15 protein-coding genes are annotated in these 20,306 nt (G+C 60.7%); 7 read left to right on the plus strand and 8 right to left on the minus strand.

Going from position 1 to position 20,306, the window contains the following annotated elements; translation table 11 throughout:
* Positions 1–590 precede the first annotated feature (590 nt).
* The 3 genes from Q4F19_RS07600 to Q4F19_RS07610 are packed head-to-tail and all read right to left on the minus strand — an operon-like array spanning position 591 to position 5,076.
* On the minus strand, positions 591–3,560 hold the full coding sequence (locus Q4F19_RS07600; protein ID WP_303541285.1) for a sensor histidine kinase: 2,970 nt from the start codon (positions 3,558–3,560) through the stop codon (positions 591–593).
* On the minus strand, positions 3,553–4,134 hold the full coding sequence (locus Q4F19_RS07605; protein ID WP_303541287.1) for a TMEM175 family protein: 582 nt from the start codon (positions 4,132–4,134) through the stop codon (positions 3,553–3,555). The genes Q4F19_RS07600 and Q4F19_RS07605 overlap by 8 nt, the downstream gene beginning before the upstream one ends.
* Before the next feature lie 12 nt (positions 4,135–4,146).
* Positions 4,147–5,076 carry a LysR family transcriptional regulator gene (locus Q4F19_RS07610; RefSeq protein WP_303541289.1) on the minus strand — a complete coding sequence of 310 codons (930 nt, stop codon included), beginning with the start codon at positions 5,074–5,076 and terminating at the stop codon, positions 4,147–4,149.
* Between the two features lie 109 nt (positions 5,077–5,185).
* Between Q4F19_RS07610 and Q4F19_RS07615 the strand changes: the two genes are divergently transcribed.
* Complete coding sequence (locus Q4F19_RS07615) at positions 5,186–5,887, plus strand: pirin family protein (protein ID WP_303541290.1); 702 nt, start codon at positions 5,186–5,188, stop codon at positions 5,885–5,887.
* A 1,911-nt stretch (positions 5,888–7,798) separates the two neighbouring features.
* Here the strand turns inward: Q4F19_RS07615 and Q4F19_RS07620 are convergent.
* A complete protein-coding gene (locus Q4F19_RS07620) occupies positions 7,799–8,431 on the minus strand; it encodes a CHRD domain-containing protein (protein WP_341850166.1) in 633 nt (210 codons plus the stop codon).
* Between the two features lie 400 nt (positions 8,432–8,831).
* On the opposite strand from Q4F19_RS07620, the gene Q4F19_RS07625 reads away from it, so the two are divergent.
* The gene (locus Q4F19_RS07625) at positions 8,832–10,103 is read left to right on the plus strand and encodes a hypothetical protein (protein ID WP_303541291.1); all 1,272 of its coding nucleotides are present in this window, start codon (positions 8,832–8,834) and stop codon (positions 10,101–10,103) included.
* A 200-nt stretch (positions 10,104–10,303) separates the two neighbouring features.
* Here Q4F19_RS07625 and Q4F19_RS07630 read toward each other — a convergent pair whose 3' ends face one another.
* Entirely contained in the window at positions 10,304–10,657 is a 354-nt protein-coding gene (locus Q4F19_RS07630) for a DUF4287 domain-containing protein (protein WP_303541293.1), read from the minus strand.
* Between the two features lie 48 nt (positions 10,658–10,705).
* The gene (locus Q4F19_RS07635; RefSeq protein WP_303541294.1) at positions 10,706–10,975 is read right to left on the minus strand and encodes a hypothetical protein; all 270 of its coding nucleotides are present in this window, start codon (positions 10,973–10,975) and stop codon (positions 10,706–10,708) included.
* 479 nt (positions 10,976–11,454) lie between these two features.
* Here Q4F19_RS07635 and Q4F19_RS07640 point away from each other — a divergent pair, with 479 nt between their 5' ends.
* From Q4F19_RS07640 to Q4F19_RS07655, 4 genes are all read left to right on the plus strand, one after another.
* Complete coding sequence (locus tag Q4F19_RS07640; protein WP_303541296.1) at positions 11,455–12,045, plus strand: cupin domain-containing protein; 591 nt, start codon at positions 11,455–11,457, stop codon at positions 12,043–12,045.
* A gap of 110 nt (positions 12,046–12,155) precedes the next feature.
* A complete protein-coding gene (locus Q4F19_RS07645; protein WP_303541298.1) occupies positions 12,156–12,524 on the plus strand; it encodes a DUF6152 family protein in 369 nt (122 codons plus the stop codon).
* 4 nt (positions 12,525–12,528) lie between these two features.
* Positions 12,529–12,987 (plus strand): DUF6644 family protein, encoded by a 459-nt coding sequence (locus Q4F19_RS07650; protein ID WP_303541299.1) that lies wholly within the window; start codon positions 12,529–12,531, stop codon positions 12,985–12,987.
* A gap of 244 nt (positions 12,988–13,231) precedes the next feature.
* Positions 13,232–13,567, plus strand: a complete 336-nt coding sequence (locus Q4F19_RS07655; protein ID WP_303541301.1) for a TfoX/Sxy family protein — start codon at positions 13,232–13,234, stop codon at positions 13,565–13,567.
* A 118-nt stretch (positions 13,568–13,685) separates the two neighbouring features.
* Here the strand turns inward: Q4F19_RS07655 and Q4F19_RS07660 are convergent, their stop codons facing one another.
* The gene (locus Q4F19_RS07660; RefSeq protein WP_303541302.1) at positions 13,686–16,610 is read right to left on the minus strand and encodes a TonB-dependent receptor; all 2,925 of its coding nucleotides are present in this window, start codon (positions 16,608–16,610) and stop codon (positions 13,686–13,688) included.
* A gap of 74 nt (positions 16,611–16,684) precedes the next feature.
* On the opposite strand from Q4F19_RS07660, the gene Q4F19_RS07665 reads away from it, so the two are divergent.
* On the plus strand, positions 16,685–16,927 hold the full coding sequence (locus Q4F19_RS07665) for a hypothetical protein (protein ID WP_303541303.1): 243 nt from the start codon (positions 16,685–16,687) through the stop codon (positions 16,925–16,927).
* A gap of 521 nt (positions 16,928–17,448) precedes the next feature.
* On the opposite strand, the gene Q4F19_RS07670 is transcribed toward Q4F19_RS07665, so the two are convergent.
* On the minus strand, positions 17,449–19,860 hold the full coding sequence (locus Q4F19_RS07670) for a bifunctional diguanylate cyclase/phosphodiesterase (protein ID WP_303541304.1): 2,412 nt from the start codon (positions 19,858–19,860) through the stop codon (positions 17,449–17,451).
* Positions 19,861–20,306: the final 446 nt, after the last annotated feature.

Below are 20,306 nucleotides of genomic sequence, written 5' to 3' on the forward strand. Positions count from 1 at the left end.
TGCTTGCGCATCCGCCGAGCGCCAACAATCCGGCGGTCATCAATGCCCTTGAGACGATCATCGATTCCTGAACTCCTTCATCCCTTCAGGGAGCATGTTGGCTGTGCAGTATCGATAGGAGACGCCCCTTTTCCCAAACGACAGGCGAAAGTTTAGAGCGTCGCTCACTGTTACGACCTGATGTTGAAGACCTAGGGGCGCTTCGCCCGCTCCCGCGTCGATGCAGGATTGTGTCACCGTGTATCGATTTCCTCGCCGCGTCCGCACATTCGCCCGACATGCTCTGACGTGAGCCCCGCTAAGGCCGCGTCCGTCATATCTCAGTATTGCGGCATTCGGGGCGGTTTTGCAGTCGACACCGGTCTGAACATAGATTCCGGGTTTCAGACGATACACGCCCCCAGGTTGCGGCGAGGTGTCTACGCTCGCCACGAGCGGCAAACCGACCGTCAGCGAAGATAATGCTGCCACCAATCGGCAGATGCTCGATCTTGTCACGCTGTCGCTCCGCAAACATGTCGGCAGACCAAGCTAGACGGAGACATCGCACATGTGCCTTGCATGCGATCCGATAGATGAGGTGGGCGAGACTAGCCTTCCTTGCCCGCCGGGCTGTTCACACATGCAATCCGGGTTGGAATCTCTAGACGTATCAAGGTGCCGCCACCCTCTCGATCTTCAATTCTGAGGGAACCGCCCATTCTGTCCATCCGCTCTCGCATGCCGATCAGGCCGTAATGGCCGTCGCGGCTTCCTTCGATCTTCACGACAGTCGGAAGCCCCGTTCCGTCGTCCTCAACAATCACAAGAAGCTCTTTGCGCTCGAAGGCCAAGCTCAGGGTGATCGTCGTCGCGTGCGCATGCCGCACGGCGTTCGATAGCGCTTCCGTAACCACGCGATCGATTTCGTCCGCGATGGTGGCGATCACTGGCCTAGGTGTTCCCTTCGCCACAAGGTCCCGGCGCAACGGCGGCTCGACGACCCGCTTTAGCGTCTTCTCAAGGGTTGCTTGCAATCCCACTGGTCCCGAGAGTTCCCTAAGATCACGAACGCGGTCTCGGCTCTCGATCAGCACGTCATCCGCTCTATCCAAAGCGCCTTCCATGGCATCGCGCGCGGCCGATCCCTTTGGCAGCTGAACGAGCACAGACTGGAACCGGAGCATCAGGCCTTGGAAGCCCTGAAGAAGTGTGTCGTGCAACTCTCGCGCTATCCGCTCACGCTCCTGCATCCTGTCCTCGATCCGCCGACGCGCCGCGAGCGTCTCGGCTTGAGATTGCCAGCGCGCGAGTGCCACAAGGATGCTACCTGCGATAAGAACCAGTAGCGCCTTGAACCACTCGGTCTGCCAGAAGAAGGGGACGATCGTGAACGAGATCGTCTGGCCGATCGTGTTCCACACGCCATCCGAGTTGGCGGCTATCACGCGAAAGAAATAGCGCCCCGGCGCCAGCCCGGTATAAATCGCCTGCCGCCTGTTTCCGCCTTCAATCCAGCCGGCGTCGACTCCGCTTAGACGGTAGCGATAGCGGTTTTTTGCCGCATCCGTCAGACCGAGCCCTACAAATCCGATTTGGAGCCGGGTCGTGCCGGCCGGCAGGCTTGCCACGTTGATGGGATAGCTTCGCCCATTAGCCTCGAAGGAGGTGACATGAACGGGAGGAGGCAGCATGTTGCGTGAGACACGATTAGAATCAATCCGAGCTATCCCTTGGTTCGTTGCAAACCAGAGCTGACCGGCTGCATCGACTTTCGCGTCCGAGGACAAGAGAACGTTAGAGCGCCCCAACAGGCCTTCGGTGCGGCCGATCGGCGTGATCGGCACGGCTTTGCCGGGCCGCTCGAAGGCTTCACTCAAGTCGCCCGAGGAGACCCGCACGATGCCGCCCGATCCGATGATCCACGTGTCGCGGCCGAGCACGGCCAACCCCAGCGTCTGTGTCAGCCAAGGATATGTCCCTGCGCTCAGGGTCGAGAACTTTCGCCCGTCGTAGCGAGTGAGCCCAGCTTCGCCTCCAAAATACCAGAATGCTCCGGTCCGCTGGATCAACTTGATGTCGCCGGCTTGCAGTTTGTCCCTCGGGACAAGAATATGCTCCCCGTGTTCGTCCAGGGCCAGAAGGCCTATCGGGGGCATGTAGGCGACAAGGCGTCCAACACCCGCATCCACGATAACGGCAACACCCGACCACTTTTTCTCCTGAACCCATCGGTCGGCTTCACGGCGGAAGATGCCGACTGTCGGCACAGCTTCGCGGATAACGCCGTCCGGACCGATCGCGCACGCCAACGAACTTAACCCGCGTGAAAACGCTGGCTCGTGCGTAACGATGGCTCGGTCATTAGCGACCCTGACGGAGCCCGCATTGGTCGTCGCCCAGACCAGGCCGCCTGGCCCTGAGCAGATCGCGCTTACCGTGCCTTCGGTCTTGAAGAAACGCCTGCCCGCGGCTGAAATCGAATAGATACCCTTATCTGTGGCAGCGAAGACCGCCGGATCGGAACCTGTTCGCTGCGCGAGCCCTGCCGTCAGTCTGCCGTCCATCGCCTCCACGGCAATGGCGGAGCGCGCGAACCTTTCTAGACCGGTATCCGCGCCACCCCAGATGTTTCCCTCGCGGTCGCGAAAGAGTGCCTGAAGGTGAACATCGTCTGACACGACGGGAGGCGAAGCAGAGTCACCGGGGGCCCATCGCAACAAGCCTCTCGCTTCGCCAGCAATCCAGATGCGCCCGTCGTCGTCGGCAAGCAGCGCGTGCTGGCCGGTAAAAGCTCCTCCGTCCGCTCCCTCCATATCGAGCCGCGCTACGGCACCCGCTGCAGTCAGTTCGTAGAGATGCGAATTGTTCACGAACCAAAGTGCGCCGGGCGCTTGTTGGAGAAATGCCGTTGTCTGGTTAGCCTCTACCGCCACCCTGCTCGGGCGAGACTTTCCTGGTATCCAGTGGAAGAGCGCGTTGAAATGGGCCGCCCACAACGAGCCATCCGCGGCGGCAAAAGCACCATGTAGCGGTGTTGGATCTACGCCGTCTTTGGTTAGCCGGACGCTCCATTTCCCATTGATGAAATGATAGATTTGGTTGCCGAAGCCGCTGCTGACTGCCACCCAGATGTCGCCCTTGGGTCCGACGGTAATGTCAAATACAGCGCCCCTGAGATTCTTGAGGGCCACGCCGTCCAAACGGCCGTGATGATATCTGGCGATCCCGCCGAACCTGTAACCGACCCAGAGCGAGCCGTCAGGTGCTGCTGCCAGCGCCGTGATCTGCTGGCTGCGCCAGCGGTCGAAGAGCGATGGCTCCACGTGGGAAAAGGAAAGCCCGTCGAACCGATACAGCCCAAGCCCCGAACCCAACCAAAGGTAGCCATCCTTTGTCTGTGCGATCGCCCGAACGTTAGGTGGGGCGCCCTCAGCAGCGGTCCAGCGCGTGCGGTGATACCCGCGAACACCCTCGGCCCAGGCGGCATCAAACAAAGGTGATCCAATGATGATGAGAAGCAAAATAAGGCGTAACAGGCGATGCACCCTCGGATGCATCTCGAGATAAGATTTAGACATCGCGGTCTAGTTCCCGCGCGATCCGCCGATCGGGAATCAGCCAGAGCGCTACGACGCAGATATATAGCGCGATCGCAATCCAGCGGCTCACGTAGGCTAGCGGAACCGCAACACAGTAGATCGCGATGCTACCCCATCCCTTCCAGTCGTGCTTGATGGCTCGTGCCACAGGCGACTGAGGTCCGTTGCAGGCTATGATGGCTCGCTCCGTTAGCTCATATCCGATCGACGCCATTCCGAGCACTATGCCGTAGGCGGCGGTCGCGCCGGCAGCGAAGCCGCTGTCGTCCAGCCAGCGGATTACGAACGGGACGAGGCTCAGCCAGAACAGCAGGAAGAGATTTGCCCACAAGACGCGCCCGTCGATCCGGTCCGTGGCATGCAGCATGTGGTGGTGATTGTTCCAATAAAGGCCGACGTTGATGAAGCTGAGCAAGTAGGCAAGGAGAACGGGCGCGCCCCCGGCGAGGCCGCTCAAGTCGCCGCCGTGCGGTACCTTCAGCTCGAGCACCATTATCGTGATGATGATCGCGACGACCCCATCAGTGAATGCCTCTAGACGGCCGGTCTTCATGAGCGCACCGCCTCAGACATCGGCCGCACCAGGGATGTCCGCGTCCGCGCGGCCCCGTTCGACGAGTTCGTTCACCAGCCACGTGCCTGCGGGACCCGGCGGCCGATCTCGGCGCCAGATCCCCGAGAAGCGATACATGCCGCCCGGATCATCCGGCATTACGAGCCGCTTCAAAGTGCCGGCGATCAGGTCCGGCTCGATGAGCGGGAGCGGCATGTTGCCCCAGCCGATCCCTTCCCGAAGGAGTTGGTGCTTGGCGCCGAGATCGGCCAAGCGCCATGTGCGCGGGCTTAGCACAGCGAAATCCCGGCCTGATGTCAGAGGTGAGCGGTCGGTGAGCACCAGTTGGACATGATCGCGCCCGGCCCCCGCCGGGATGTGCTCGAAAAGCGCCAGCGGATGATCGGGCGCGGCCACCGGCACCATCGCGACGCTACCCGCGGCAGACGCGGATAGCCCCTCTAATCCGCTCCCGATCGGCCCGGATAAACCGATTACGGCCCTGCCCTCCAGAACGTGCGATGCGACCGCGCCGAGCGCTTCGACATGCAAACGCAAGGTCACTGTCGGAAAGGACGTCGCGAAGGCGCGTAGCACTTCTCCGAGCCGTCGTGCTGGTAGCATAACGTCGACGGCGAGATGGACCTCAGCCTCCAGGCCGTCCAAGAGTCCCTTTACCTTGGCCTTGAGTCCATCGACGCCGACAGCGACGGCCCGTGCCTCTGCGAGAACCGCTCGTCCCGCTTCGGTCAGGACCGGACGGCGGGTACCCTCGCGCTCGAAGAGCAGCACACCAAGCTGCGCCTCGAGATTGGAGATGCCGTAACTTATGACAGAGACGGCTCGGTGAAGGGTTCGGCCAGCTGCTGCGAAGCTGCCCGTGTCGACGACGGTCAAGAAAATACGAAGCTGGTCGAACGTTGGCGTTCCAGGATCGCTCATTTCAATTCCATCGAAGGTTATTGGCGACTTTATTCGGCTGATGTGAAAAGCGGCGCCCGCCTACATCACCTCCATCGGCCGGCAATCGCAGCGGCCATGGAGACAAGCCATGATCGAACTTCGACCCTTCAAGAGCCTCGGCGGCGCGAACCATGGTTGGCTCGATGCCAAGCACCACTTCTCCTTCGCCAACTACTACGATGCGACCCGCACCAACTGGGGCAACCTGCGCGTTTGGAACGACGACACCATTGCCCCGCAGAGCGGCTTCCCGCCGCATCCGCACCGCGACATGGAGATCATCACCTATGTTCGTGAGGGCGCGATCACGCACCAGGACAACCTCGGCAACGCCGGTCGCACTGAAGCAGGTGACGTCCAGGTTATGAGCGCTGGCACCGGGATCGCGCATTCCGAGTGGAACAAGGAAGACGAGACCACCAAGATCTTCCAGATCTGGATTCAGCCTACGCGCTCCGGCGAGAAGCCCAGTTGGGGCGCCCGACCCTTCCCTAAGGGCGAGCGGTCCGGACAATTCGTAGTCCTTGCCTCGGGGTTCGCGAACGACAATGACGCGCTGCCGATCCGCACCGATGCGCGGGTCGTCGGAGCTTCGTTGAAGGCCGGGGAGAGCGCCGAGTACGCGCTCGGCATGGACCGTCGAGCCTACCTTGTGCCGGCGACCGGAGCGCTCGAGATCGACGGCCTGCGCGTTAATGCGCGGGATGGTGTCGCAATCCGCGATCTCGATGTTTTGCGAGTAACCGCAATTGAAGACAGCGAACTCGTTCTCGTCGATGCTGCGGCCTGACAACCGAGCAGGCTTTAAGATGGGAGCTGTGCCTGTGTGCGCAGCTCCTTTTCTTTTGCACGCAGCTCGGCGGCCCCGTAGGTCGCGAAGGGTTTTGGGGCTTAATGGTGACGCACAGGTGCCGCCCCTCAAGACGGGGCAAATGCACTGCCGTACGTCCGCTGCTGTACGCCAAGCTTCTGCACGCGAAGCGCGGTAGTTTCGATGCTTCGCTAAATGCTTTGGAATGTGCTGCCTCCGGGGCACATCGTGGTCCGGTATCATCGAGCAGCATAGCTATACGATGGGTTGGGGTCCGGTAGCGTTGACGCCACTGAACCGACAGATTGGTATTGCGGGTGGGCACCCAGACCTAGTGAGGTCGGAGCGTGGCGTGCGAGGGCCAACACCGCGCTCCTGCACAGTGCCGAGCGCGGAGAACGAGGACCGACACTGCACTGAACGTCTACAGCCGTCTCAGCTTGCGCCGCCAAAACCGGTGCCTCCGAAATCTCTGTGGATAACCTCATCGCATCAGCCGATGTCGAGCCCACGCGCTGCGCATTCGTTGTGCTCGACACCGCCCGCGCCGCAGAAACCTGTGCCTTGCCGCACATTCGACTTCCCTTCGCAGGGCCCGCGAGCAGTCTGGCCCAGCTCCCGTGAAAGCCGGGAGCAGGGGCGTCGAAACCCCTTCCGATGATGCTCGGTCACAGCTTTGCTGGGGCCGGGTGGCATGCGCGCATGTCCAGCCGGCCCGCCGGTAAAGGCGCATGCGCTCGTCATCGGCGGGTTTCGAACATCCGGCTCAGGCCGTCGCCCCGAGAGGACATAGGTGCGACGAAGTGAGCCAAAAGGATCAGCGTCGCGCTCCACATAGGGAGGTGCCGTGATGACCCTTGTACTGCTCGATGAGGCTGGGTTACCACAGCTGGTGCCTCGTATTCCACAAGGGATGCTCGTCGTGAGCATAGGCTGCGGGATCTCATCCACGACAGTCCGACCATCATGCCGGTGCATGATCTGGGCCCGAGCTATGGGCGCCTGTTCACGGTCGCCAAGGGGCTGACCATCCCCGGCGTGGGATTCGTGGACGTGGTGCTGCTGATGAACGCGGGCTCGTCATCATCGAGTGCAAGCTGTGACGTAACCCGCAGGCGCGCCGCGAGGTCGTCGGTCAGATCCTCGATTATGCACGCGAGCTCAGCCGCTACGGCTACGACGATCTGCAACGCCAGATATCGGTCGCGGCCAAGCGTAGCGGCAATGTCCTATACGAACTGGCACGCGAGGCCGCCAGCTATCTGGACGAGGCGGCATTCGTCGACCGGGTGCCGCGGGATCGGTCGGCCAACGGACCAAGACACCGAGCGAGAGCACAAGGTCTGTAGTTGAGATCTCTGACCGCAATGGAGCCGACCTGCGGTCAGAAAAGTTGGCCGCAAAGACGCAGGCCAAAAGGCGGTCAACGCTGCCTCGCAACAGAGCCCAAAACTATCGCACCAGGGATCTAGGGCGTCGGCAAAGTGCCGGAATTGCGGGGCAAATTTACCCGGCGTCGCCAGACTTTCTCGGTCATATCAGCCGCTTACGACTATTTGGTGCAGCACCTCGCCCGGCTTCGATTCACGTCAACCTCGCGCATGGAACGGCGCAAACGCGTCATCACCCTCTCTTAAGCGATATCCGTGCGCTCGTGGATGCCGAGACGAGAAAGCGGATTGACGCGCCGTCATATTGACCAACTACGTTGCATCACAGCTTTGTTGGCTCTCTCGGCATAACCGGGGTTTTGATCTCGTTGCAAACGCTCAGGCCCCTTCGACCCTCCCTCGACCTCGGCTATTCGTTCATCTCGGGTTTATGCCGCTATCAGGTCGAGCGTCGCTCGACCTGAAGGGCAAAGATGGCATCACCGTAAGCGCCAGGACGTTATGCGAAGCGGATGCTGCCCTGGTGGCGACGACGCATGGCAGCGCCGATCAGGCCGAAGCCACTGACGAACATCCCCCATGTCATCGGCTCAGGGACTGCTGACTGCAGCGCCAGGAAGCCGCGTATTTCGCCGCCGGGGGATGCAGTCGTGTGGACATTCAGGTACGCTTTGCCGGCGTCCATGCCGCTGATCAGCGAGGTTTCGGCAGATGCGATTGAACCGCTCGCGGTGACAAACGCCTGACTATATGACGATGCCAGCGTCAGATCGAAAAGCTGGTTATAGCTGCCCGAAGTGACGCCCAAGGGAAAACCTGGAAAACTAGGCGTGGCCGTTGCAACCCCGGCGGTGCCTGCTCCGGCGATAGCGGTGGCAGAATGAATATGCGCAGCGGTCGTTTGACCGGTGAGTCCATTGAAGGAGATCTGCACCTGAAGAGTGTGGGCAAGATCATCATAGACCACGTACCCAGTTCCTGTACCCGCGGAGGAATTGGGCGGAGACTCCGCCGCACCGCTCAATGTCGTGGTGTAGACGAAGACGGCAGACCGCGCAGGTGACGATATTACGAGCAAGACGGGCAGCATCATTGTGGTGCATGCGGCCAACCGCAGGAATCGATACGTCATGGGTCAATCTCCCCAAAAAGCAAAGGTATCATGATTTATCGGGAGCATGAATCTCTTCGGAGATAGCCCAAAGGGAGATGTCCGGCACCGCTCGGCCGATCCTTTAAAAAAAAGCCCGCTCGTTCACAGGCGAGAGCGATTATTTTGCCAGCTATTGGTGGACGTGAGCGGCTGATAGACTGTCTGTCTCAAAAGGCGGAGGATCTGGCTTGCCGCCTGTCTTCAAGGAAGGTGGATGCTCCGTTTTCGTAGAGACCTGGCCGGGCAGACCGCGCACCCGCACCGTCGAGGCTGCCCCTGTCTAAGAAGATTGTGAGCATCTCGTCCGTTGGTTATTCGTCGGCGAGAGAGGTATCCCTGCATGCTCCGCAAGCGCGTTCTAGCACTAGCCGCCGTTCCCTTGATCGCGGCAACCGCTGCCCGCGCCGATCCGCTCGACGCGATCGCCCATGATTACGTCAAGCTCAGCCTCGAAGCGGGGGAGCGCGAGCCCGAATATGTCGACGCTTATTACGGCCCGCCTGCATGGGCGGCCGACGCTAAGGCGCATGCTCGCACGGTTCCCGAGCTGATCGCCGCCGCTCATGCATTGCGCGTGCGCGCCGAGGCAATCCCCACCGAGCGGCTGACTGCGGCGACGCGGCCGCGCCGCGCGTTCCTCGTCGGGCAGCTCAAGGCCGCGGAGACCCGGCTGGCCATGCACGAAGGCCACAAGTTCAGCTTCGATGACGAGGCGCGCGGCCTTTTCGGCCTCGCCCCTAACCTCATGCCGCTCTCGGCTTATGACCCCGTGCTAGCGCGTATCGACAGGCTCGCCCCCGGCGATGGGCCGCTCTGGAAGCGGGTTGACGACTATCGCAAGCGCTTCATGATCCCGGTCGACAAGCTCGATCCCGTCATGCGCGCCGCCATCGCCGAATGCCGCAAGCGTACGGTCGCTCACATCCCGCTGCCCGCGGACGAGCGGTTCACCTTCGAACTGGTCAAGAATAAGCCTTGGGGCGGCTACAATTATTACAAGGGCAACGACACCAGTCTGATCCAGGTCAACACCGACCTGCCGGTGCCGATCGATCGCGCGGTCGATCTAGGTTGCCATGAGGGTTATCCGGGGCACCACGTCTACAATGCGCTGCTCGAACGCAATCTCGCGCGCGGTCGCGGTTGGAGTGAATACACGCTCTACCCGCTCTACAGCCCGCAAAGCTTCCTTGCCGAGGGGGCGGCCAACTTCGGCATCGAGCTCGCCTTTCCTGGCGACGAGCGCGCCGCTTTCGAGAAGACGGTTCTGTTCCCGCTCGCCGGCTTCGATCCCGCCGACGCGGAACGCTATGACGCGCTCGGCAAGGCGATGGAGGCTCTGTCTGGGGCTCGGTTCACGATCGCTCGCGATTATCTCGACGGCCGGATCAGCCGCGATCAGGCCGTAGCGCTGACCCAGAGATACAGCCTCGTGTCCGAAGCGCGCGCACGGAAATCGCTGGAATTCACCGATCACTATCGCAGCTATGTAATCAACTATGGTCTCGGCCGGGACATGGTTCGCGCCGATGTGAATAGTGCAGGGCCGGGGCCGGAGGCGCGATGGCGCGAGATGGCGCGGATCATGTCCACGCCCACCGTACCAGCGGATCTAAGCTCGAGCGCAACCCCGGCCAGGTCGTCGCATTAGAGACCGTTCGGATAGGCCAGCTGCCGTTACACGCATTCTAGTCTCGCTTGGTCGCAAGCCGCCCTAGGCGCGCATCGCTTTCGACCCAATTCCAGTCGCTCAAGCTCGTTTGGGGGCTCCCGAAACTGGGCGTGCGTTCGGGCGCTGCTGCTACCAGGATCGCGGCCTGCCGAGTGTCCAAAGGCTTCGGCCAGGAAGCGTCAGCTCCTATCAGCCAAGGCATGCGACACCACCGCCTTTGCATGACCGTGACCCATCCCGTGGTCGCTTTTCAGCATCGAAACAAGCTCCATGGGTTTCGCTGGAAGGTTCTGGCGAACCAGTTCCTGCCATTCCGCAATCGGCTTACCATATTTCTTCTCGATGGACGGGAAGTAGGAAGCGGATCCTTTGCCAACGTCGTCAGCAACAACTCCAAACTCTAAACCAGCAAGAGCACCACATTTTCGCCCAACACGCGGAGGGGTGCAATCAGAGTGCAGCTCGATGGCGCTGACCCAGACGCGGTCGTACGCTGCGCGCTGATTGCTTTCCAGCTTCGGGCAGCCATTCATGAACCGACTCGCTACCGCGGACAGCCAGTATCGCACGTTCGAACTGCGCTACATTTGCAATTTGAAAATAATTTCTGCCTCGTCCGCGATTTGCCTGATCATAGCTTCGCGCATTCTGGGAGACGCGCTACGATAGCCGTGCCAGTCGGCTTCGATGCGGCCAACAGTCCACCTGCCGATATGATCTGCCGAAGCCAAGCGCGCCTTTTGCAGATTGTGTTGAAGACTGGTGAAGGTCGGCTGATGCACTGATGCCACAGCTCGGGTGAGTTGGTCGATTAAAATAGCCCGACGACGGCTGGCCCGCGCAAGGTTCATTCTCGCGGGGGAGAGACTTGAAAAATCGGGCCTAGTCTTCCCAAGCTCCGTCGCCAGCGCTGATATCCGGCTGATGAGGTCGGTGTGGATCGTCTTAAGATCGTGGACGAGAGACTGAACCGACATGATCCGGTGAATGACACCAAAGGGTAATCAAATCATGTCTCCCCGAATTTTTGCCAACGAGGCTTGCAAGATGTGGGACCGTCTCGAAAACGCCAGAAAACAAAAGATTTCGACTAGCAGCTCTTAAACCCGACAGGCTGGCTTATCGGGCACGACACGGCTTCGGATCGCTGGTCATAGCCTTGCTCACCCTAAGCGAATGCAGGCAGCTGGCCCAGAAAGGCAGTCGGGACCCACATCTCGATGTTCGAACCACTCTTTCCGTTCTCTCAGCATCGGTCTTCGTCCAGCTTGACCTGGCTAGGATCAGGCCAGCCGGTCTGCTATTCGCCATGTGACCAAGGGAGCTGCCGATGCGGTTCGTCGCTGCGCTGTTTTTCGCCTCTCTTGCCGTTGGTGAGGCGCGAGCCTTGTCCCCCGGTGCTTTTGTAATCGAGACGATTGCAGAGCGGCGACTTGCAACTCTGCCACCCGGCCCTCTATTCTGGCGAATTGAAACTCTGCCTACCGCGAACGCCGCGAAGGCAGCGGGCGGCCCACACGCGCTTTCCGCGAGTGTGGCAGGGCGAAACTGGTTGTTCACGCTATCGCGTGCGGGCGGCGCGACGCCCGGCGCGACCCGGGTAAGAGAGATTGGGCCGATCCCGACGCCGAATGCTAGAAGCTTTCTGCTTCGTATCAACCGCGCCGGCGGCCCCCCCGAATCGCAAACACCAGTTCACAGTCATCCTGGTGCCGAGGCGATCTACGTTTTGGCCGGGCAGGTCACCCAGCGTACCGGCCATGGAACCGAGCGAGCCGGCGCAGGCGACGCGCTCAGCGCCCACGGGCAGGACATGGCTATGCAACTTACCAGCAGCGGCGATGCACCGCTCGACCAGCTCGTAATGTTCGTAGTGGATGCCGAGAAGCCCTTCTCGCCGGCCGCACGCTTCGACGATTGAGAGCCATGGCGTAGGACCCATTTGATTTCTCAGTGTCAGGAGGCCATCGCCCGCACGCGAATGGTCAAATAGGATCTAAATTTGCGGCACGGTCACAGCTGCAATGCGCTATGATCGCGCTGGAACATGAGGAGGATGCCATGCGCCGATCTCTCTTGGTTGCAACCCTGATACCGGCCGCTGCGCTCGCGCATCATGGCTGGAGCACGTATGACCCTGACAAGCCGGTCAGTGTCACGAGCAAGCTCAGCGAGGTTAGTTGGAGCAATCCGCATGCCACCGCGAAGGTCGCCTACCAACGGCGTACCTGGGACGTAGTCCTGGCGCCGGTCGCGAGAATGGAGACGCGCGGCCTGACCCCCGCGATGCTGAAGAGCGGGAAGCCTGTGACGCTCGAGGGCCAAGTCCGCAAGGATGGCACACCCGAGATGAAGATTGATCGGCTGACACTCGACGGCAGAACCTACGAGCTGCGCTGAGCGGGTGGAGGGCTTTGCCGCCTGGGCGGAGGCAAGCACGCTCGGCCAGGCGGCGCGCGGCGGCAGCTGGACCTATCCGGTCGCCAATCTCGTCCATCTGCTCGGGCTCGCGCTCCTGATCGGTCCGATCGGGATCGTAGACCTGCGATTGGCTGGCGCGTTTCGTAGCTTGCCGCTGTCACCTCTGTCCCGTGCGCTCACGCCGCTGGCAATCGGGGGGCTGGTCCTGCTCGGGCTCAGCGGCGTTGTGCTCTTTTCGGCGGATGCACGCACCCTGATCCACTCACCGCTGCTTCGAGCCAAGCTGCTGCTCATTCTTATCGCGCTCTCGAACGCGATGGCCTTTCGCTTACTTTGGGGTGGCAAAGAGCCGGTGACACCTTGGCTCAGGATGATAGCGGTGGTCTCAATCGCGCTGTGGCTTACTGTGGCGGCGCTTGGTCGGCTGATCGCGTACACCTGATGGCGCTATGATCTGAGTAAATGGTTACATGGGCATCCAACGGCGAGGCGCAGGCTGCAGCTTCTGGGATGTCCCCCCTGCACGGGCGTACGCTGCGGGGAGTTACGGCTGGAAGACCCAATCCCGGTTATCCAGCGTCACCATGATCCTCCCGGAAAGCCGCCGCGCGTTCGTTTTGCGGTCGGCGACGCAGACGATAATCCGTCCATTGCTAGCGGCGACGCTCGTCTGTTAAGTTCGGGCTATGGCAACGCAGCAACGCACAGCCGATTACCTGCTCGAACAGGCAACTGGCGCGGGCGCGGTATCGACCAAGCCGATGTTCGGCGAGTATGGCGTCTACGTCGACGGCAAGATGATTGGCTCCATCTGCGACGATCAGCTCTACGTGAAGCCGACGGCACCCGGTCGCCGCCATACCGGGCCGGTATCCGAAGCTCCGCCCTATCCAGGGGCCAAGCCGCACCTGTTAATCGAGGCCGATCGCTGGGACGATGTCGAGTGGCTAGGTGTCCTGCTGCGCGTCACGGCGGCAGAGCTGCCGAAGCCCAAACCGCGGAAACCGAAGCAAAGGACGTAAGCGCACGCGTGGTCTCGCTCTCCTGCATGGCTTGTCAGCACGCAACGCCGCTGCGGATCGCTCGCTGAAAGACCCAGAGGCAGTCGGCGTGATTGGGCTGTCGTCGGCCGCCAACATTCTAGAACCGCACCTGAACGCCCGCATAGAATTGCGGCCCGGTGTGACTGTAGACGAAGGTGCTGTCCCGATCTGAATCGATGAACTGACGATAGAAGCGATCGAAGACGTTCAGGCCTTCGAACGTCAGCTTGACCCTTTCGGTGAGCTGATAGGAAGCCGAGACGTCGAAGATCAGGCTTTTATCGACCCCCTCCAGATCCTGCAGCGGATTATTGGCCGGAAGCGCGATAATATACGGGCCGCGATACGCCGCCGAGATACGCGCGCTGAACTTCTTGTCCTCATAATAAAGCGTCGCGTTGAACGCATCCCGCGAGAGGCCGAGCAGATCGCGATTGGTGGTGTTGTTCGCACTGGCCGCGAGGAAATAATTGATCCGCGACGTGACGTGCGTATAATTCAGGAGCGTGCCGAAATTCTGCAGAAATCCCGGCAGGAAATTGAACGCCTGCTGATAGTTGATCTCGAACCCCTTGAGCGGCCCGCCCGGCGTGTTGCGCGCCTGATTGACCGTGAAGATCGAGACGTTCGGATCGAGGCCGCTATTGACGAGCAATGACAAGGGCAGGCCGGTCTGGTTGAAGGTGAGCTGCTGCGCCTGGTTCTGGATGTAGGACTTGATGTCCTTGTAGAAATAGGCGGCGGAGATCAGGGAATTCCGATCGAAGTACCATTCGATCGAGGCGTCATAGGTGTTGGCGCGGATCGGCTCCAGCGCCGGGTTGCCACCGTTGATCGAGGGGGTACCGCTGATCGTGACCGTCGCGCCCGGGCTCAGAAAGCTCAATTCGGGGCGCGTGATCACCTTTGCAGCGGCCGCGCGCACGAGCAATTTGCTCGTGAGGTCGCCGACAATGTTCACCGACGGCAGCCAGTCGTCATATTTATTCTGCGCGGTGATGAATTGCGCGATCGAGGTTGAATAGCCGGTCGAATCCAGCTTCGTCCGCGCATAGCGCAGGCCGATATTGCCGCGGACCGGCACATCTAGATCCTTCAGGTTGAAGTCGATCTGCCCGAAGGCGGACAGCACGTCCTCGCGCACGGCGCGCCGCGCGCTCAGATTTTCGACGATCGCGAAATCGCCACTATAATTGTCCAGCCCATATTGCTGGGCGAACTTGTCGTAATTGACCACGATCCACGAGGTCGGGAAGACTCCGTCCGGCATGCCCTTGCCGAAGCCGTCGATCGTGCGCGTCACGTCGGCCACCTGCGAGGCGGTCAGCGTCGGCACGAGGAAGTTGTTCGGCCGCTGGTACGCCGTGATGTCGAAATCGAACCGGTCGTAATGCACGCCGGCCTTAGCCGTGATGAGGCCGTTGAGCTTCCACGAGAAATTGCCCTCGATCAGGCGGTTCTTGTTGTTGACGTAGGACGGCGTCGTGCGGATTTCGGCGCTTCCGGGCGCGAGCGAATATTGCGACGGATCGGTCACGTCGAAGCCGTAGCCGATCGTCGGCAGGTCGCGATCGTCGCGGAAATCGATGGTCTGGCGCGTATTGTTGCGCCCGAACAGGAAAGTCGTCTGCTCGGTCTGGTCAAAATTGGTATCGGCGATGCCGCCAAGCAAAGCGAGTTGGAGGCGATCGGTAATCTCGAACTTGCCGTGCAGGGTATATTGGCTGAAGCGGCTGCGGAAGCGATCATGCTGATTGTCGGACCGGACATCGACGCCATCGAACACGCCATAATCGATATCGTAGACAGTCTGGCCGAAATTGGCGCCCTGTGTGTTGCTGGTGCCCGCATTGCGGAGCACCGCCTCGCGGATCGCGGTCTGTGGCTTGCCGAAATTGGGCGATGCGATCGCGCGTGCGAACGAAAAGCCCTCCAGCCAATATTCGTCGCGTGCGACCTTGTAGTCGGAATAAAGCAGGTCGCCGCCGATCTCGATCCCGGGCGCAGGCTCCCACTGAAGCGAGCCGGTGATGCCAAGTCGTTTCTGGTCGTGATCGAAGCGGCCGTAGCGCGGCAGGCGCGGCAGGAAGACCGTCGAGCGGTTGACCGCGGCATAATTGGCGTCGTTCGCGGCGGGCCGCGTCACCCCCGCGACGCAGTCCGTGGCGGTCGTGCCTTGCCCGGCATTCAGCGCGGGCGAGACCGGCGTAACGCCGATCGGCGAGCAGAAGCCGCCGTCGGTCGTCGCGGGATTCCAGCCGCCCGAGCCGAACTGATCTTCGAAATAGTGACGCCGGCTATAAGCGGCTGAGACCAGCACGCCGATGCGGCCGATCCCTGTATTCCATGTGTCGGTCAGCAGACCGGTCAGCTTGGGGTTCGCCTTCTTCGCGAGCGTCGTATAGCCCGCCTGCGCGCTCAGCGCGACGGTCGCCTTGGTGAAGTCGAACGGCCGCGCAACGTTAAGGTCGACCGTCGCGCCGAGCGACCCCTCGATCGTCTCCGCATCCGCCGTCTTGCGGACGACCAGATTGTTGAACAGCTCGGACGCGAAGACGTTGAAATCGAAGCCGCGGCCGGTGTTGATGCCGCGATCGGAGGTGGTGGCTCCCGAGATCGCCTGCGATTCCATTCCGTTCACGCGCACGCGGGTGAAGCTGCCGGACAGGCCGCGAACCGTGATCGCGCGCCCCTCGCCGCCGACGCGGTTGATCGAGACGCCCGGCACGCGCTGCAGCGATTCTGCGAGATTGTTGTCGGGGAAGTCGGCGATGTCTTCCGCCTTGATCACGTCGATCGACGATGCCTCGGCGCGCTTGGTGTTCAGCGCACTGCTCAACGACGCGCGGAAGCCCGAGACGATGATCTCCTCGGCGCTCTGCTGGTTGCCCGGCGGCGCCGTCGCCGACGAGTCTTCACTTGCAGCTGGATAGGATGATGATGTTTGTGCCGAAGCCGAGACTGCTAGCAATACTGCAGCTAGCGAAACGCCGCTGCACAAGGTGATCCGACCAGCGCCCATCCGACTACCTCCCCTATCTTGGGATGGTCACAGCCCCCGCCGGCCTCCCAATATGTGATACCTATTATCAGAAAATGGGTCTCGTAAAGTCTTTTTTTCCGCGATCTCTAGATCTCGCCGATCGATATTCGTCAAAGGTGACATCAGAATGTGCGATCTACATGCTCGAAAAAGTTGGGACCAAGGCTGTCGTTGTGGAAGCCGCCGGCTTCGTATCTGGCGGTGATGCAGACCGCGATACTGGCGGCTTGTTATCCATCGATGACGCAACATCTGGGCCATTATGCCCGCAACGCCAAGCACCTGAGCAACAGTGACTACGGCTAAGCCGTTCTCGCTGGTCCGCCGATTGCTATTGCGCGTGCACGATACTTGACACTCGACGAGCGCAATAGGTGGACTTCATTAGAGGATGTCACGTGGTTTTGGCCGGCGCCCCATGTGTGTCTAGGCGCGATCGTTACCCCTCGTTGCGGCGTCGCATCGCGCGAAAAGCAACGAGCGCTATTACCAGACGCGGCGCCGACTGCACCAATGGCATCACTAGCTGGAACAGTTTTGGCACGGCAATTCGAGGCCTAGGCGCTCCAGACCGCTTCATCGTGGCGCGCGCGTTGCTCCTCTTGGCGACGACCTCTTTAGAGTCGACATTAAAGGTGCGAACCGAACACGAAAATACGGCGTCTGGTCGACGCCAACCTGTTCTCGACCACCACAGCCGGCTCCTGCCGGCGCGCAATCGGTTTGCGAAACGAAAGGGCGGGATTTTTCCACTCGCCGAGTTGCCTGACATGCAATCGATGGGTGAGTCGCAATCTTAAATGCCGAATGTGACGCGCTAGACCGCAGTGCGGCAGCGACCGTTCCGATCCACGTCACCCGCATCGTGAGGCTTAGCACCAAGAGGCAGGAGAAAGGATTCCTGTAAGACAGACTTCCGGACCGGCGGACTGAAAAGATACCCTTGTAGATGCGTGCAACCGGCCTCAACCAGAAGACGCATTTGATCTTCCGTTTCAACGCCCTCGGCGACCACCCCCATGCCGAGCGTATCACCCAAGCCAACGATTGCCTGCACGATCGCACGCGCCGCGCGCGAGGTCGTAATCTGATCGACAAATGACTTGTCGATTTTGACCTTGTCAAACGGGAAGCGCTGGAAATAGCTCAGCGAGGAGTATCCAACTCCAAAGTCGTCCATAAGGATCTGAATGCCGAGGGCTCTGAGCCGCTCAAGCTCAGAGAAGGTGCGCTCGACGTCACGAATGACGAGGCCCTCGGTCACCTCAAGCTGGAGCCGGTTTGCTTCTAGGCCCGTTTCCTTAAGGATGCCGGCGACGGTCGCGCACAAATCCCCAGCCTGAAATTGCAAAGGGGATAGGTTTACCGCCACGCGAACGCTTGAGGACCAGGATGCAGCGTCAGAACAGGCCTGCCGCAATAGTGTCTCTCCGAGCTGGACGATCAAGCCGGACTCTTCGGCAAGCGGAATAAAGATATGAGGAGATATCGGCCCCTTTTCTGGGTGTAGCCAACGGGCCAGTGCTTCCACGCTGGTAATCAGCCCCGTCTGCGTGGACATAACCGGCTGGTAAACTAGTTCGATGTCTCCGCGGCGGATCGCACTTCGAAGGTCACCTTCGAGCGACCGTCGGTCGCGCGGCGCTGCGTCCATCTGCGGGTCGAAGCAGCAGATGCTTCCCCGACCTTGTTCCTTGGCGCGGTAAAGCGCCAGGTCTGCGCACTGACGCAAACCGCTGGTGGTGGTCGCATCAATCGGAGCTAATGCGATTCCGATAGTAGCCCCGCTATAGGCGAGGCGGCTCTCTGCGGAGAATGGCTGGCCTAGGCGATCAGCGATTTCCTGAGCGACGGCAATAGCGCGATCCTTGGCTTCCGGGCCGACTAGGATGACGGCAAACTCATCGCCGCCGACCCTCGCCGTAACGTCGTCTGGCCGTACTACGAAGCGCAGCCGCGCGCCGACCTCTCTTAACACCTCGTCGCCAGCGAGATGTCCGAACTGATCGTTGACAGCCTTGAATCGGTCCAGATCAATGCTGAGCAGCACCAGCGGGATGCCCTCATCCATGTAATGATGTAACTGATCAACATAACTAACATGGTTGCTGAGGCCGGTTAGCGAGTCGGTGAAGGCGAGCTTGCGCATCCTGGCTTCCGTCCGAAGGCGCTCTCGCTGGTCTCGTATCGCAAGCACCGTTTGCAATTTATGGCCCAGTACCATTTCGGCCCGCAGCACACGCACGGGCACCACCTGCCCAGATCGTACGAGTAGACCAACTTCCCGCTCTTCGCGCTCGGCGAGGCCGGTAAGGTCCACGCTCGGAAGCAGGGCACTGGCGCTTGTGCCAATGAGCTGGCCTGGGTCATAGCCAGCCAGTTTCTCGACGCTGCTATTTGCTGTGACGATCGTATCGCCCTGGCAGATAAGCAGTCCCTCAAGAGCAACATCGGTCAGCTCGCGGAGGCGCCGGCGATCCTGTCGCAAACGACCGATTGCCGAAAGATTGAACCGCCATCCGGTCACGGCCAAAGCGATTAGCGCTAGCGATATACCGGCCACCGCAGGCGCGATGGCTGACGGCGTTACGGCGTCCGACGGAAACGTGCTCGAAGGGTCGAAGCGAAAACGCATCGCCGCCATTCCGCAGAAATGCAAAATGGCTATCGCTAAGAGCAGGAGGGGCGCAGCACTCCGTCGAATTTGGGCCAAGCGGCTGGATGCTGCGACCATTGCCAGACCGCAAAGCGGCAAACTCAGGAGGATCGAGGGTAGCACCAGACCCCAGTTCCAAAGAATGTGACCCTGAATGAGATAGGCGGCCTGACCCACATAATGGAGTGCGGCGATCCCAAGACCCACAAAGAGTCCAGCGACAAACTGGATTCGGACCCCTCGGTTTCTGATTGAGATGCAAACGCCGGTCCCAATCCCGGTAATCGCTAGCCCCAACGAGATTGCCGTCAAAACCGGTTCGAAAGCCGCCGGCATACCAGGTCGAAAAGCGAGTAACACGATAAAGTGGGTTGCCCACGCCGTGCAGCCACTCGACATGACGCTGACCAAGCCCCATGCGGTCCGCCGCCTGCCAGTTGCGCGGGCCGCATGGTGAGCAATGGCGAACGAAGCATATGTGCCGACCGCACAAACGATGCCGGCTAAGGACACTAGGCGACCATCATGCATATCCCGCATGCACGCGAACACGGCCGAAATGGTGTCAAACATTCTGGGGGATTAGCGGAGGGACGTTAAGGATCAGTTGGTTTTCAGTTTCTGACTGAGCGGTCGGTCTCGTGAAGGCGCAAGTCGCGCTGGCCGACGACAGAAAATCGTTGATCGGATCCGCCTTCAATCAATCGGCGGCTTCTCAGCCAGACCTCTATTCACGGCCAGAACGTTCCCGGCCCTTCGGTGCGGCAACCTACATACGGCTACGGATCCACCGCCGTTAGCGCCTGAGCGGTTATCGCCCGAGATGCCTGGACCCGCAAATTTTCGTGCCTTGCAAAGTGGATCATCCGAGCCCCGCTGACGTTGACACGGACGCCCGACCGCCCCCGATTCGACCCGGCTGCTGAGAAAAAAACGCGCCTTGATAACGCAAGCCACTGTGATTTCCGGGAATGTCGGCACGAATTAGAGCCGTTCGACCTGATGACGGAGATTGTCGC

The sequence above is a fragment of the Sphingomonas natans genome, from assembly GCF_030546695.1.
Classification (GTDB): domain Bacteria; phylum Pseudomonadota; class Alphaproteobacteria; order Sphingomonadales; family Sphingomonadaceae; genus Sphingomonas_I; species Sphingomonas_I natans.